The following is a 14,155-nucleotide window of genomic DNA, read 5'->3' as shown; positions in this document are numbered from 1 at the left end:
CTGCGTGGGCTGACCCGCCTGCCGATCCTGCTCAAGGGCATCATGAGCGGCGCCGATGCCGAGCAAGCGCTGTCGGCGGGGATGGATGGGCTGATCGTCTCCAACCACGGCGGGCGCAGCCTGGACGGCCTGCCGGCGACCATCGAGGCGCTGCCGGAAGTGGCCGCCGCGGTGCAGAAGCAAGTGCCGCTGCTGCTCGACGGCGGCATCCGCCGCGGCAGCGACGTGCTCAAGGCGCTGGCCCTGGGCGCCGATGCGGTGCTGGTGGGAAGGCCCTATGTGTTCGGCCTGGCGGCGGCCGGCGCGGTGGGCGTGGCCCATGTGCTGCAGATGCTGCGCGGCGAACTGGAAGTGGCCATGGCCCTGACCGGCTGCCGCGACCTGGCCGCCATTGGTGCCGAGACGATCTGGCGGCCGGCGTAGCAGGCTGTTGAAAAAACTACCTGCGTTGCCATCGCGGCGTTAAAAACAGGCTCGTGCGCGAGTCCGATCAAAATGCTCATTTACAGCTCGTAAAGTCGCCTGCGACCCCAGCCGTTTTTCGCCTGTTTTTGCGGGGCCGCCATCGGTATTGCGCTGGCTGCCTCGCCTACGTTTTTCAACGGCCTGCTGGGCGCGCGATCAGCTCAGATGCAGGGTCAGCGCGGCCAGCACGGCGTAGCGCGAGGCCTTGGCCAGACTGACGAGGGCGAGGAACACCCACAGGCGTTCGCGCATCACACCGGCGACCAGGGTCAGCGGGTCGCCGATCACCGGCAGCCAGCTCAGCAGCAGCGACCAGCGCCCATGGCGGGCGTACCAGGCCTGCGCCTGCTGCAGGCGCGCCGGGCTTACCGGGAACCAGCGGCGTTCGCGGTAGCGCTCGAGGGAGCGGCCGAGCAGCCAGTTGATCCAGGAACCCAGCACGTTGCCGCAGGTGGCCACTAGCAGCAGGGCCCAGAGGGCGTGTTCGCCGTGCAGCAGCAGGCCCACCAGCACGGCCTCCGACTGCAGCGGCAGCAGGGTGGCGGCGCCGAAGGCGGAGAGGAACAGGGCCGGGTAGGCGGACAGGCTCAGCATCGTGGCGTTGCGCCGACCGGGCGGCCGGCGCGGACGGGAATCAGGACTGCGACTCCTGACCCTGGTGGGCCATTATCTCTTCCAGGCTCAGGCCGGTGAGGCCGTGGATGGTCTTCCACAGGTAATAGAAGATCGCCATCAGCATGATCATCGAGGGGATGGCGATCATCGGGTAGCTGAGCAGGGTCATGCGCCCCAGCTCGTCGTTGAACGCCTCGGTGCCGGCCGGGCTGACGACTATCCACTTGGCCAGCACGTAGTTCATCAGCGAGGAAAAGAAGAAGGTGCCGCTGAGCCAGTAGGTGGCGCGCATCAGCCGGGTCTCAAAGTGCTCGAGGTGGCCGCCCTGTTCCAGGCGCTGGTGGATCTTGTCGACGTTGAGCACCGACTTGTTGAACAGCAGGGTACGGATCAGCGGGTAGCGGGTGCGGGTCGAGACCAGCACGGCAATGCCGATCAGCCCGGGGATCGCCGCCTCCTTGACTGCCAGCCACTGGGTGTCGAGGTGCAGCAGGCCGATGCCGCCGGTCAGCGCCACGCTGATCAGGCCGAGCAGGGCGATGAAGTTGAACTTGCGGTACTTGATCAGCTCGAACGCGCCCCAGCCCAGCGGGAAGGCCAGCGCCAGCAGCAGCGCGCCGTCGGCGCCGAGGCGCTCGTCGCCGCTGAGCTTCATCAGGATGAACGAGGGGATCAGGATGCTGATGGCCAGGTCGATCAGCGGGCGGGGCTTGTGCGTCGGGATGCGGCTGTCGGTGGTAGCGGTCATAACGTCTGGAGTCTGCGTAGGAGGCCCGATGATCGCCTGCCCGGCGCGCCAGGGCTAGCCCGACCGTCGGTTGGAATGTGAAAAAGTATGAGCCGACAGCTGGGCGACAGGCGCAGCAGGGCGAACCGGCGGCGTCGCGCCTGCAGCTGCTGCCCGAACCGCGCGTGCTGACTGCGGCGGAGCTGGTCGACGCCGCCGCCGCCGAGCAGCCTTGGTGATGAGCCGGGCAGGCGTTTATCATCGTGCGCCTGGTCGCTCCGAATCCTGCAGTGGGGCGCGCCTAAGTCGGTGGCCGCTGATGACCCTGAAATGCAAAGCCTGTGTCCTGTTGTTGCTCTGCAGCCTGGCCACCTCCCTGGCCGCCGAGCTGCGCCTGTACACCGAGGACTATCGGCCGTTCAGCTACCTCGAGGACGGCCAGCCGAGCGGCATGGCGGTGGCGGTGGTCGAGGAACTGATCCGCCGCACCGGCGAGTCGGCGCGCATCGAACTGGTGCCCTGGACGCGCGGTTACCACCAGGTTCGCCGGCTACCCGATACGGCGCTGTTCTCCACCGTGCGCACGGCGCCGCGCGAGGCGCTGTTCCACTGGGTCGGCCCCATCGCCCGCGGCCATACGCGCTTCTACAGCCGCAAGGCGGACGGCCTGCACGTCGCCGACCTGGACGGCGTGCGCCGTCTCGGTCCCCTGGCCGTGCCCAAGCAGTGGTACTCCTACGAGCTGCTGACCGAGCTGGGCCTGGACAACCTCTACGGCGTGCCGACGCCGCAGGACATGCTGCGCATGTTCCGCCACGGCCGGGTCAAGCTGCTGCTCGCCAACAGCCTGACCCTCGACGGCATGCTGGCCGAACAGGGCATGCAGGCCGAGCAGCTGCAGGCGCAGTTCGACCTGATGCCCAACGATTCCTACATCGCCTTCTCCCGCCAGACCGATGCGCGGCGCGTGGAGCGCTGGCAGCAGGCGCTGCTGGAGATGCGCCGCGACGGCAGCCTGGAACGCATCTACCGGCACTGGTTGCCCTGGGTCGATGCCGAGACCTTGGCCGAGCTGCTGCGCGACGACTGAGCGCGCGGCACGCCTCCTGCCGCAGCGCGCCGAGTGACGCCGCTCGGCCAGCGGTGGCGCATGTCGGTGTCCTGCGCCCCGGTTCGTCGCGTCTATCCGGGTAACCCTACAGCCGATCCGCGATTCACCTGACTGGAATACGCACCATGCCCATCCTGCAACGCGCCTCCCACCACCAACTGCGCAGCGCCTTCCGCGCGCTGCTGGCCTCCGACCGCTGTTACCACACCGCCTCGGTGTTCGACCCGATGTCCGCGCGGATCGCCGCCGACCTGGATTTCGAGGTCGGCATCCTCGGCGGCTCGGTGGCCTCGCTGCAGGTGCTGGGGGCGCCGGACTTCGCCCTGATCAGCCTGAGCGAGTTCGTCGAGCAGGCCACGCGCATCGGCCGGGTCGCGCGCCTGCCGGTGATCGCCGACGCCGACCACGGCTACGGCAACGCGCTCAACGTGATGCGCACGGTGGTCGAACTGGAGCGTGCCGGGGTGGCCGCGCTGACCATCGAGGACACCCTGCTGCCGGCGCAGTTCGGCCGCAAGTCCACCGACCTGATCTCGGTCGAGGAGGGCGTCGGCAAGATCCGCGCGGCGCTGGAGGCGCGCATCGATCCAGAGCTGGCGATCATCGCCCGCAGCCACGCCGGAGTGCTCGAGGTCGACGAGGTGATCCGCCGCACCCGCGCCTACCAGGCTGCCGGCGCCGACGGCATCTGCCTGGTCGGGGTCAAGGATTTCGCCCACCTGGAGCAGATCGCCGGCGGCCTTGGCGTGCCGCTGATGCTGGTCACCTACGGCAACCCGCAGCTGCGCGACAACGCCCGCCTGGCGCGGCTCGGCGTGCGCATCCTGGTCAACGGCCACGGCGCCTACTTCGCCGCGATCAAGGCCACCTACGACTGCCTGCGCGAGCAGCGCGGCATCGAGCCGGGCGATCTCAACGCCACCGAGCTGACCCACAAGTACAGCCTGCCCGAGGACTATATCGTCTGGGCCCGCGAGTTTATGGAAGTCAAGGAGTGACGACGGGCTGCTCTTGAACTTCGCCCGCCGTGGGCGCATATCTGTCTGGTGGGGGCGAGGAGACAGACGATGGCAGGCGGTTGGGCGAGCGACACGGCAGTACAGGAACAGATCGACAGCAGCATCGAGGACGCCGTGGCGCGCGCCCGCAGCCAGCTGCCGAAAGGCGAGAGCCTGCGCCACTGCGAGGAATGCGGCGCGGCGATTCCCGAGGCGCGCCGCCAGGCCATTCCCGGCGTACGCCTGTGCGTGGCCTGCCAGGCCGAGCACGACCGCGAGCAGGCCGCTTTCAGCGGCTACAACAGGCGCGGCAGCAAGGACAGTCAGCTGCGCTGATCAGGGCGTGACGGAGTAGCCGCGCCCGCTCATGCAATTGATATAGGCCTGCTGCGCGTTGTCGCCGGCGCTGTCGTTGCGACGGTTTTCGCGCCGCTCCTGGCGCTGCCTGGAGCCTCCCACGGCCATGCCGACGGCCGCCGCGTCGCGCGCCTGATTCTGCCGGTACTCCTGCTTGATATCGTCGTCCACCCGGTCGTAGACCTCGTCGTGGCGATTGCCGCGAATCTGCGCCGCCGTGGCACCCACCGCGGCACCCTTGGCCGCGCCGCGCAGGCGCTCGCCACCGACGCCGTCGTTGTCGCTCTGCGTTTGGCTGCCGCCGGCCTGGGCCTGGCAGCTGGCGATATCGGCTTGAATCTGCTCCGGGCTTTGCCCCTGCAGGGGCGTCAGTGTTTCCGCCTGGGCGAGGGGCAGGCTGAGCAGCAACAGGCCGCCGAGTAGGCGGCAAGACGGCGAGGGCGGGCGCATGAGGTCGATCTCCCATCGGAGGGATGGATTTTCACTATAGTCCCGCCATGGACGGCCGCCGGCGCCCGCTCGGGTTTGCCGACGGGCGTTCGATGGACGGTCCGGTCGGAGGCGTGGTGCCCCTGGGCAAAGCGGCAAATGCTCGCTAGAGTTGGTAGCCTGCTAACTATTCGTTTGGTTTGTTTCGTGCCGACTTCCCATCGCCCGGGCCTGGGCATCCTACTGATCCTCGCCGCCGGCCTGTTGCTGGCCAGCCACGACGCCCTGTCGAAATCCCTGACCCAGCTCTACCCGGTGCTACTGGTGGTGTGGGCGCGCTACCTGGCGCAGACCCTGTTGATGGCGGTGCTGTTCGCCCCGCGCCTGGGCTGGGACCTGGTGCGCACCCGGCGGCCCTGGCTGCAACTGACGCGTGGCCTGAGCCTGGTGGCGATCAGCCTGCTGTTCTTCAGCGCGCTGCGCTACATCCCGCTGGGCGAGGCGACGGCGGTGATCTTCCTGGCGCCGCTGGTGGTGATCCTGCTGTCGGCCTTCGTGCTCAAGGAGCAGATCGGCGCCGGGATATGGCTGGCGGTGGGCTGCGGTCTGCTCGGCGTGCTGATCATCGTCCGCCCTGGCGGCGCGCTGTTCACCCCGGCGATCCTACTGCCGTTCGCGGCGGCGCTGTGCTTCGGCCTCTACCAGCTGCTCACCCGACGCCTGAGCGCCACCGACCACCCGGCCACCAGCAACTTTCTCACCAGCCTGCTCGGCGCGCTGCTGATGAGCCTGGCGCTGCCCTGGGTCTGGCAGCTGCCGGAGTTCTCCCACGGCCTGCTGATGGCGGCGCTCGGCGCCCTGGCGATGACCGGGCACATGCTGCTGACCCACGCCTACCGCTTCGCCAGCGCGGCCAGCCTGGCGCCCTTCACCTACGGCCAGATCGTCATCGCCACCCTGCTGGGCATGCTCTTCTTCGCCCACACCCCGGACGCCGGCGGCATCGCCGGCATGGCCATCATCATCCTCAGCGGCCTGTGTCTGGCCTGGAGCCAGCGGCGGACGGGCTAGATACGGTTGTGGCGCATTCGGCGGGTCGAGGCGCCTGCGCCCAAGCCCAACGGGGGCAGGACTGTCGGCTGCTTCAAAACAGAAAATAGCGCTGCGCCATCGGCAGCACCTCGGCCGGCTCGCACCAGAGCAGTTGGCCGTCGGCCTTGACCTGGTAGTTCTGCGGGTCGACCTCGATGTTCGGCAGGTAGCCGTTGTGGATCAGGTCGGTCTTCTGCACCTCGCGGCAGCCTTTGACCACACCGATTTTCTTCTGCAGGCCGAGCTGCTGCGGCACGCCGGCGTCGAACGCGGCCTGGCTGATAAAGGTGATGCTGGTGGCATGGCGGCTGCCGGCGTAGCTGGCGAACATCGGCCGGTAGTGCACCGGTTGCGGCGTCGGGATCGAGGCGTTGGCGTCGCCCATCAGGCTGGCGGCGATGGCGCCGCCCTTGAGGATCAGCGTCGGCTTGACGCCGAAGAAGGCCGGGCGCCAGAGCACCAGGTCGGCCCACTTGCCCACTTCGATGGAGCCCACTTCGTGGCTGATGCCATGGGTGATGGCCGGGTTGATGGTGTACTTGGCGATGTAGCGCTTGGCGCGGAAGTTGTCGTTGCCGGGCACGTCCTCGGGCAGCGGGCCGCGCTGCTGCTTCATCTTGTCGGCGGTTTGCCAGGTACGGGTGATCACCTCGCCGACGCGGCCCATGGCCTGGCTGTCGGAGCTGATCATGGAAAAGGCGCCGAGGTCATGGAGGATGTCCTCGGCGGCGATGGTTTCACGGCGGATACGGCTCTCGGCAAAGGCCACGTCCTCGGCGATGCTCGGGTCGAGGTGGTGGCAGACCATGAGCATGTCCAGGTGCTCGTCGATGGTGTTCTTGGTGAACGGTCGGGTCGGGTTGGTCGAGGACGGCAGCACATTGGGGCAGCCGCAGGCCTTGATGATGTCCGGTGCATGGCCGCCGCCGGCACCCTCGGTGTGGTAGGTGTGGATGGTGCGGCCCTTGAAAGCGCCGAGGGTGGTTTCGACGAAGCCGGACTCGTTCAGGGTGTCGGTGTGGATCGCCACCTGAATGTCGTATTGGTCGGCGACGCTCAGGCAGTTGTCGATGGCCGCCGGGGTGGTGCCCCAGTCCTCGTGCAGCTTCAGACCGATGGCGCCGGCCTTGACCTGCTCGATCAGCGGCTCCGGCAGCGAGGCGTTGCCCTTGCCGGTGAAACCCAGGTTCATCGGAAAGGCGTCGGCGGCCTGCAGCATGCGCGCCATGTGCCAGGGGCCGGAAGTGCAGGTGGTGGCATTGGTGCCGGTGGCCGGCCCGGTGCCGCCGCCGATCATGGTGGTCACCCCGCTCATCAGCGCCTCTTCGATCTGCTGCGGGCAGATGAAGTGGATATGGGTGTCGATGCCGCCGGCGGTGAGGATCATGCCTTCGCCGGCGATCACCTCGGTGCCGGCGCCAATCGCAATGGTCACATCGGGCTGGATATCCGGGTTGCCGGCCTTGCCGATGGCGGCGATGCGTCCGTCCTTGAGACCGACGTCGGCCTTGACGATGCCCCAGTGGTCGATGATCAGCGCGTTGGTGATCAGGGTGTCGACTACATCTTTGGCGCACAGCTGGCCCTGGCCCATGCCGTCGCGGATCACCTTGCCGCCGCCGAACTTCACCTCTTCGCCATAGGTGGTGAAGTCCTTTTCCACTTCGATCCACAGGTCGGTGTCGGCCAGGCGCACCTTGTCGCCGACCGTGGGGCCGAACATATCGGCGTAGGCTTGTCTGCTGATCTTCATTGGTTCGTCCCGTTGGGTGCGCCGTGCGCACCATCGCTATCCGCGTTGTTTGTGGCGCGCATGGCCCAGGCGGCCCCGCGACACCCTACTCGTCAAAGGTCGCCCATTACCCGGCCGGCGAAGCCGAATACCCGGCGCGCGCCGGCTAGATCGACCAGCTCCACCTCGCGGCTCTGCCCCGGCTCGAAACGCACCGCGGTGCCGGCCGGGATATTCAGGCGCATACCCCGCGTGGATGCACGGTCGAACAGCAGCGCATCGTTGGTCTCGAAGAAGTGGTAGTGCGAGCCGACCTGGATGGGGCGGTCGCCGCTGTTGGCCACGGACAGGGTCAGGGTGCGGCGGCCGGCATTGAGCTCGATCTCGCCGTCGGCAATCTGGTATTGGCCGGGAATCATGGGCGGTTCACTCCAGAATCAGTTGCATAAAGGTCAGATCCAGCCAGCGGCCGAACTTGCGGCCGACCTGGGGCATCTGCCCGGTGGTGACGAAACCCAGGCGCTGGTGCAGGCGGATCGAGGCGGCGTTTTGCGACTCGATGGCGGCGACCATGACGTGCAGGTCGGCGGCGCGGGCGCGTTCGATCAGCGCCTGCATCAGCGCCGGTCCCAGGCCCTGGCCGCGCTGGTCGGCGCGCACATACACCGAGTGCTCGACGGTCTGACGAAAGCCTTCGATGCTGCGCCAGGTGCCGTAGCTGGCATAGCCGAGCACCTCGCCGCTGGTAGCGCGCGCCACCAGCACGGGAAAGCCCGCCGCCGTGCGCTCGGTCAGCCAGGCGCGGCGGTTGGCCAGGTCCACCAGGGTCTCGTTCCAGATCGCCGTGGTGTACGCCACCGCGTCGTTGTAGATGGCCAGGATGCCGGGCAGGTCGGCCTCGCCGGCGTCATGTATCGAATAGCTCATGGCTCAGGCAATCGGCTGGTGGACGGTCACCAGCTTGGTGCCGTCGGGGAAGGTGGCCTCGATCTGGATCTCCGGGATCATCTCCGGCACGCCCTCCATCACCTGCTCGCGGCTCAGCAGGGTGGTGCCGAAGTGCATCAGATCGGCCACGGTGCGGCCGTCGCGGGCGCCTTCGAGCAGGGCGGCGGAGATATAGGCCATGGCCTCCGGGTAGTTGAGCTTGACCCCGCGGGCCAGGCGACGCTCGGCCACCAGGCCGGCGGTGAAGATCAGCAGCTTGTCTTTCTCGCGTGGACTCAGATCCATCTCGTGACTCCGTTTCTGGGCGACCGCCTGTCGCAGCCGCCGCAATCATTGGGGTAGCCAAGGCGCGTGCCTTGGCCCTACATCCGTCAGGTACTCCAGATGCGCGGCAGCAGCGCCTCGCGACCGAGCAGCGCCGGGCGCAGCAGGCGCCACAGGGCGATCAGCCAGGCGCGCGCCTGCAGCGCCTCACTGGCCAGGCAGCGGGCGATCAGCAGGCCCGAGAGCTGGCTGAGGTCGCCGCGCACGCCGTCGATCTTCAGTTCGCGGCAGCGCTCCAGCAATTCGCTGTCCACTTCGCCGCTGGCCAGCAGGGTGGCGAATACCGGCTGGCCGTCGAGGCCCACGGGCGAGTCGAGCAGGCCGTCGCCGCCGGTTACGCGCTGGCGCTCGTGCCACAGCAGCTGGCCGTTGCGGCGGATATCCAGGGCGGCCTGGAAGTGGCCGCTGGCGAAACGCTCGGCGGCGGCGGGGCGGCCAAGGGCGACGATGTCCCAGTACAGCAGGCGGGCGTCGCCGTGCAGCTCGATCTGCGTGTGCAGCTCGGCCTGGGCGCCGGCGTAGACGATGGTCTCCTGCGGCAGCCATTCCAGGGTGGCGCCGGCCGCGACGCTCAGGCGCAGCTCCTGGCGGGCGACGCCGGCGGCGCGATACCACTTGGCGGCGCCGGGGCTGGTGAGCTGCACCCAGGTGCCCTCGCCGGCATGGGCGGAGATGTCCAGGCGGTCGCCGCCGGCGATGCCGCCGGGCGGATGGACGATGATGTGCTGGCAGACTTGCGGCCCTTCGGCATAGAGGTGCTTCTGCACCCTAAGAGGGCCGAGGTGGCGCCTTTGCACTGGCGTGGTGCGTTCGCCGTGGCGTGCGTAGGCCAGCTCCAGCTCGGCGGGCCAGCTCGGCGTGAACGGGGCGACAGGCAGGTTCATGACAGGGCAAAGATTTCCGCGCATTAGTTGACCGAGTGGGCAAGCAAGAGGCGTGCCTCGAACCAATTCGGTGCGTGGGGTGCGCCGTGCGCGACTGGACTGCGCTGACCCGAGAGGGCGGCGGTGCGTGCGGCGCACCCTACTAGATGGCCACCAGCCCGCGTACGCCCTCGGCTTCCATATTCTCGCCGCGGCCCTGCTGGACGATCTCGCCGCGGCTCATCACCAGGTACTGGTCGGCCAGTTCGGCGGCAAAATCATAGAACTGCTCCACCAGCAGGATGGCCATATCGCCACGCGCGGCGAGTTTCTTGATCACCGCGCCGATTTCCTTGATCACCGAGGGCTGGATGCCTTCGGTGGGTTCGTCGAGGATCAACAGGCGCGGCTGGCTGGCCAGGGCGCGGCCGATGGCCAGCTGTTGCTGCTGGCCGCCGGAGAGGTCGCCGCCGCGGCGATGCTTCATCTCGCGCAGCACCGGAAACAGCTCGTAGATGAATTCCGGCACGGCCTTGGCCTGGCCGGCGGGGAAACGCGACAGGCCCATCAGCAGGTTTTCCTCCACCGTCAGGCGACCGAAGATTTCGCGGCCCTGCGGCACGTAGGCGATACCGGCCTGTACGCGCTGGTGCGGCTTGTGGCCGGTGATGGCCTGGCCCTCCCACTGCACGCTGCCGTCCTTGGCCGGGATCAGGCCCATCAGGCATTTGAGCAGGGTGGTCTTGCCCACGCCGTTACGGCCGAGCAGGCAGGTGACTTCGCCGACCTTCGCCTCGAACGACAGGCCACGGAGGATATGGCTGCCGCCGTAGTACTGGTGGAGTTGTTCAACTTGCAGCATGTCGATGTCCTTTGCGTAGGGTGGAGCGGGGCACGTAGCTCACGCGCTATCGATCCACCGTGCGATGCCATTGGTGGATGAAAAAAGCGTCATCCACCCTACGAATCCCTTACCGACCGAGATACACCTCGATCACCCGCTCGTCGTTCTGCACCTGTTCCAGCGAGCCCTCGGCCAGCACGCGGCCCTGGTGCAGCACGGTGACGTGGTCGGCGATGGAGCCGACGAAGCCCATATCGTGCTCGACCACCATCAGCGAGTGCTTGCGCGCCAGCGACTTGAACAGCTCGGCGGTGAACTCGGTTTCGGCGTCGGTCATGCCCGCCACCGGCTCGTCGAGCAGCAGCAGGTGCGGCTCCTGCATCAGCAGCATGCCGATCTCCAGGAACTGCTTCTGGCCGTGGGAGAGCAGGCCGGCCGGGCGGTGGCGCGAGGCGTCCAGGCGAATGGTGGCGAGCACCTCGTCGATGCGGTCCTTCTGCTCGCCGGACAGGCGGGCGCGCAGGCTGGCCCACACCGACTTGTTGGTCTTCTGCGCCAGCTCCAGGTTCTCGAACACCGAGAGCGCCTCGAATACCGTCGGCTTCTGGAACTTGCGGCCGATGCCGGCCTGGGCGATCTGCACCTCGCTCATGGCGGTCAGGTCGTACTGCTCGCCGAAGTAGGCCACGCCGTTGTCCGGGCGGGTCTTGCCGGTGATCACGTCCATCATGGTGGTCTTGCCGGCGCCGTTGGGGCCGATGATGCAGCGCAGTTCGCCGACGCCGATATACAGAGTCAGGTCGGTCAGCGCCTTGAAGCCGTCGAAGCTGACGTTGATCGCTTCCAGGGTAAGGATGGTGCCGTGGCGCACGTTGACGCCCTTGCCGACGTTCTTGCCGGTATCCAGCGCCAGGCCGGTGGGATCGAAGGCCGCTTCGAGCATGGCTTCGGGAACGGGGGCGGCTCTCATTGCTCCTTCTCCTTCTTCAGTAAGCCGACGACGCCCCTCGGCAGAAACAGGGTGACCACGATAAACAGCGCGCCCAGGGCGAACAGCCAGTATTCGGGGAAGGCCACGGTGAACCAGCTCTTCATGCCGTTGACCAGGCCGGCGCCGAGCAGCGGGCCGATCAGCGTGCCGCGCCCGCCCAGGGCGACCCAGACGGCGGCTTCGATGGACTGGGTCGGCGCCATCTCGCTGGGGTTGATGATGCCCACCTGCGGCACATAGAGCGCCCCGGCCAGGCCGCATAGCACGGCAGAGAGCACCCAGATAAACAGCTTGTAGCCGCGCGGATCGTAGCCGCAGAACATCAGGCGATTCTCGGCGTCGCGCAATGCGGTCAGCACCCGGCCGAACTTGCTGCGCGCCAGGCGAAAGCCCAGGTACAAGCTGCCCAGCAGCAACAGCACAGTGGCCAGGAACAGCGCGGCGCGGGTGCCGGCAGCGGTGATATCGAAGCCGAGGATGCGGGTAAAGCCGGTAAAGCCGTTATTGCCGCCGAAGCCGGTTTCGTTGCGGAAGAACAGCAGCATGCCGGCGAAGGTCAGCGCCTGGGTCATGATCGAGAAGTACACGCCCTTGATCCGCGAGCGGAAGGCGAAGAAGCCGAACACCAGCGCCAGCAGGCCGGGCGCCAGCACCACCAGGCACAGCGCCCAGAGGAAATTGCTGGTGCCGTACCAGTACCAGGGCAGTTCGCTCCAGGCCAGGAAACTCATAAAGGCCGGCAGCCCATCGCCCGCCGATTGGCGCATCAGGTACATGCCCATGGCGTAGCCGCCGAGGGCGAAGAACAGGCCGTGGCCCAGCGACAGCATGCCGGCGTAGCCCCAGACCAGGTCCAGGGCCAAGGCGACTATGGCGTAGCAGAGGATCTTGCCCACCAGGGTCAGGCTGTAGGCCGAGACATGCAGGGCGTGGTCGGCCGGCAGCAGGTGCAGCAGCGGCATGGCGATCAGCACGGCCAGCACCAGCAGGCCGATGGCCAGCGAGACCTGCGGGCCGAGCTTGGCGCTGGCGCGCGCCAGCAGCGTTTGATTGAGTGGCATGGTCATCAGTCGATCACCCGTCCCTTGAGTGCGAAGAGCCCTTGGGGCCGCTTCTGGATAAACAGAATGATCAGCGCGAGGATCAGGATCTTGCCCAGCACGGCGCCGATCTGCGGTTCGAGGAACTTGTTCAGCACGCCCAGGCCGAAGGCGGCGGTGACGCTGCCGGCCAGCTGGCCGACGCCGCCGAGCACCACCACCAGGAAGGAGTCGATGATGTAGCTCTGCCCCAGGTCCGGGCCGACGTTGCCGATCTGGCTCAGGGCCACGCCACCGAGGCCGGCGATACCCGAGCCGAGGCCGAAGGCGAGCATGTCGACGCGGCCGGTGGGCACGCCGCAGCAGGCGGCCATATTGCGGTTCTGGGTGACGGCACGGACATTCAGGCCCAGGCGGGTCTTGTTCAGCAGCAGCCAGGTCAGCAGCACCACGAACAGCGCGAAGCCGATGATCACGATGCGGTTGTACGGCAGCACCAGGTTGGGCAGCACCTGCACGCCGCCGGACAGCCAGTAGGGGTTGGCCACCTCGACGTTCTGCGCGCCGAAGGTGACGCGCACCAGCTGGATCAGGATCAGGCTGATGCCCCAGGTGGCCAGCAGGGTTTCCAGCGGGCGACCGTACAGATGGCGGATCACCGTGCGCTCCAGGGCCATGCCGATGATCGCGGTGACCAGGAAGGCGATGGGCAGGGCGACCAGCGGATAGAGGGCCAGGGCTTCCGGGGCCAGGCGCTGGAACAGCAGCTGCACCACGTAGGTGGTGTAGGCGCCGAGCATCAGCATCTCGCCATGGGCCATATTGATCACCCCGAGCAGGCCGAAGGTGATGGCCAGGCCCAGCGCCGCCAGCAGCAGGATCGAACCCAGCGACAGGCCGCTAAAGGCCTGGCCGAGCAGCTCGCCGACCAGCAGCTTGTTCTTCACCTGGGCCAGGCTTTTTTCGGCGGCGCTGCGCACGGCGGCGTCGCTTTCCTCACCATCGAGCAGGGCCTCCAGGCGGGTGCGCGCCAGCGGGTCGCCGGTCTGGCCGAGGCGCTCCACGGCGGCCAGGCGCACGGCCGGATCCTCGGCTGCCAGTTGCAGGTTGGCCAGGGCCAGGGTCAGGGCGTCGCGCACGGCCTCGTCGGCCTCGATGCTCAGGCGGCTTTCCAGCAGCGGCAGCAGGGCCGGCGGGGTATTGCGTTGCAGCTGTTTGGCGGCCTCAAGGCGGACGGCGGCATCCTTGTCGAGCAACTGATGGCTGGCCAGGGCGCTGGCGATCAGCCCGCGCAGGCGGTTGTTCAGGCGCAGTTTGCGCGGCGTGCCATTGGGCTCCGCTTGGCCGTCGGCGGCCTGCCAGGTGCCGGCCTGGTGGATAAAGGCGCGCTTGTCGGCGTCGCCGGCGACGCGGCCCTGTTGCAGCGCCTGCAGCAGCGGCAGGCGTTCAGGCGTGGGCGCGGCGGCCCAGTCCTGCAGCAGTTTGGCCTGCTTGGCCGGGTTGGCGGCGACAAAAGCGTCGGCCTCATTGGCGCTGGCGGTGAGGGGCAGCAGCAACAGCAGGCTTAGAAGAATTCGGGTAAGGGCAGTGGGCATAAAGGGGGTCCTTGGTATCCCGAT

At 67.8% G+C, this 14,155-nt stretch carries 18 protein-coding genes; 6 read left to right on the top strand and 12 right to left on the bottom strand.

Going from position 1 to position 14,155, the window contains the following annotated elements:
* On the top strand, positions 1 to 423 hold a 423-nt coding region (locus N878_RS05475; protein WP_021442674.1), incomplete at its 5' end, for an alpha-hydroxy acid oxidase.
* A 198-nt stretch (positions 424 to 621) separates the two neighbouring features.
* Here N878_RS05475 and N878_RS05470 read toward each other — a convergent pair.
* Entirely contained in the window at positions 622 to 1,059 is a 438-nt protein-coding gene (locus N878_RS05470; protein ID WP_021442673.1) for a YqaA family protein, read from the bottom strand.
* A gap of 40 nt (positions 1,060 to 1,099) precedes the next feature.
* The gene (locus N878_RS05465) at positions 1,100 to 1,828 is read right to left on the bottom strand and encodes a VC0807 family protein (RefSeq protein WP_021442672.1); all 729 of its coding nucleotides are present in this window, start codon (positions 1,826 to 1,828) and stop codon (positions 1,100 to 1,102) included.
* A gap of 77 nt (positions 1,829 to 1,905) precedes the next feature.
* Here N878_RS05465 and N878_RS28295 point away from each other — a divergent pair, with 77 nt between their 5' ends.
* The 4 genes from N878_RS28295 (at position 1,906) to N878_RS05450 (ending at position 4,252) form a co-directional block, all read left to right on the top strand.
* On the top strand, positions 1,906 to 2,046 hold the full coding sequence (locus N878_RS28295; protein ID WP_021442671.1) for a hypothetical protein: 141 nt from the start codon (positions 1,906 to 1,908) through the stop codon (positions 2,044 to 2,046).
* An 80-nt stretch (positions 2,047 to 2,126) separates the two neighbouring features.
* Positions 2,127 to 2,897 (top strand): ABC transporter substrate-binding protein, encoded by a 771-nt coding sequence (locus N878_RS05460; protein WP_021442670.1) that lies wholly within the window; start codon positions 2,127 to 2,129, stop codon positions 2,895 to 2,897.
* A 155-nt stretch (positions 2,898 to 3,052) separates the two neighbouring features.
* Positions 3,053 to 3,916 (top strand): oxaloacetate decarboxylase, encoded by an 864-nt coding sequence (locus N878_RS05455; protein WP_031302794.1) that lies wholly within the window; start codon positions 3,053 to 3,055, stop codon positions 3,914 to 3,916.
* A gap of 69 nt (positions 3,917 to 3,985) precedes the next feature.
* On the top strand, positions 3,986 to 4,252 hold the full coding sequence (locus N878_RS05450; protein ID WP_021442668.1) for a DksA/TraR family C4-type zinc finger protein: 267 nt from the start codon (positions 3,986 to 3,988) through the stop codon (positions 4,250 to 4,252).
* Here the strand turns inward: N878_RS05450 and N878_RS05445 are convergent, their stop codons facing one another.
* Positions 4,253 to 4,723, bottom strand: coding sequence for a YMGG-like glycine zipper-containing protein (locus N878_RS05445; RefSeq protein ID WP_021442667.1), 471 nt, complete (start codon positions 4,721 to 4,723; stop codon positions 4,253 to 4,255). It abuts the gene before it with no gap.
* Positions 4,724 to 4,909: 186 nt separating this feature from the next.
* On the opposite strand from N878_RS05445, the gene N878_RS05440 reads away from it, so the two are divergent.
* Positions 4,910 to 5,773, top strand: a complete 864-nt coding sequence (locus N878_RS05440) for a DMT family transporter (RefSeq protein ID WP_021442666.1) — start codon at positions 4,910 to 4,912, stop codon at positions 5,771 to 5,773.
* Between the two features lie 73 nt (positions 5,774 to 5,846).
* On the opposite strand, the gene ureC is transcribed toward N878_RS05440, so the two are convergent.
* The 9 genes from ureC to urtB form a co-directional block, all read right to left on the bottom strand.
* Positions 5,847 to 7,547 carry an urease subunit alpha gene (gene ureC, locus N878_RS05435; protein WP_021442665.1) on the bottom strand — a complete coding sequence of 567 codons (1,701 nt, stop codon included), beginning with the start codon at positions 7,545 to 7,547 and terminating at the stop codon, positions 5,847 to 5,849.
* A 92-nt stretch (positions 7,548 to 7,639) separates the two neighbouring features.
* Positions 7,640 to 7,945: an urease subunit beta gene (locus N878_RS05430; protein ID WP_021442664.1), complete on the bottom strand. Its 306-nt coding sequence runs from the start codon at positions 7,943 to 7,945 to the stop codon at positions 7,640 to 7,642.
* A 7-nt stretch (positions 7,946 to 7,952) separates the two neighbouring features.
* Positions 7,953 to 8,453: a GNAT family N-acetyltransferase gene (locus tag N878_RS05425; RefSeq protein WP_021442663.1), complete on the bottom strand. Its 501-nt coding sequence runs from the start codon at positions 8,451 to 8,453 to the stop codon at positions 7,953 to 7,955.
* Positions 8,454 to 8,456: 3 nt separating this feature from the next.
* The gene (gene ureA / locus N878_RS05420; protein ID WP_021442662.1) at positions 8,457 to 8,759 is read right to left on the bottom strand and encodes an urease subunit gamma; all 303 of its coding nucleotides are present in this window, start codon (positions 8,757 to 8,759) and stop codon (positions 8,457 to 8,459) included.
* Between the two features lie 86 nt (positions 8,760 to 8,845).
* Positions 8,846 to 9,682, bottom strand: coding sequence for an urease accessory protein UreD (locus tag N878_RS05415; RefSeq protein WP_021442661.1), 837 nt, complete (start codon positions 9,680 to 9,682; stop codon positions 8,846 to 8,848).
* Between the two features lie 142 nt (positions 9,683 to 9,824).
* Positions 9,825 to 10,523: an urea ABC transporter ATP-binding subunit UrtE gene (gene urtE / locus N878_RS05410; protein WP_021442660.1), complete on the bottom strand. Its 699-nt coding sequence runs from the start codon at positions 10,521 to 10,523 to the stop codon at positions 9,825 to 9,827.
* A gap of 109 nt (positions 10,524 to 10,632) precedes the next feature.
* On the bottom strand, positions 10,633 to 11,475 hold the full coding sequence (urtD, locus tag N878_RS05405; protein ID WP_031302790.1) for an urea ABC transporter ATP-binding protein UrtD: 843 nt from the start codon (positions 11,473 to 11,475) through the stop codon (positions 10,633 to 10,635).
* Entirely contained in the window at positions 11,472 to 12,563 is a 1,092-nt protein-coding gene (gene urtC / locus N878_RS05400; protein ID WP_021442658.1) for an urea ABC transporter permease subunit UrtC, read from the bottom strand. The genes urtD and urtC overlap by 4 nt, the downstream gene beginning before the upstream one ends.
* Entirely contained in the window at positions 12,563 to 14,131 is a 1,569-nt protein-coding gene (urtB, locus tag N878_RS05395) for an urea ABC transporter permease subunit UrtB (RefSeq protein ID WP_031302789.1), read from the bottom strand. The genes urtC and urtB overlap by 1 nt, the downstream gene beginning before the upstream one ends.
* Positions 14,132 to 14,155: the final 24 nt, after the last annotated feature.

Origin of the sequence: Pseudomonas sp. EGD-AK9, assembly GCF_000465935.2 — a bacterium.
Taxonomy (GTDB): Bacteria; Pseudomonadota; Gammaproteobacteria; order Pseudomonadales; family Pseudomonadaceae; genus Aquipseudomonas.
Note: the sequence above shows the minus strand (reverse complement) of the source record. Positions and strands in the feature narration are given on the sequence as shown.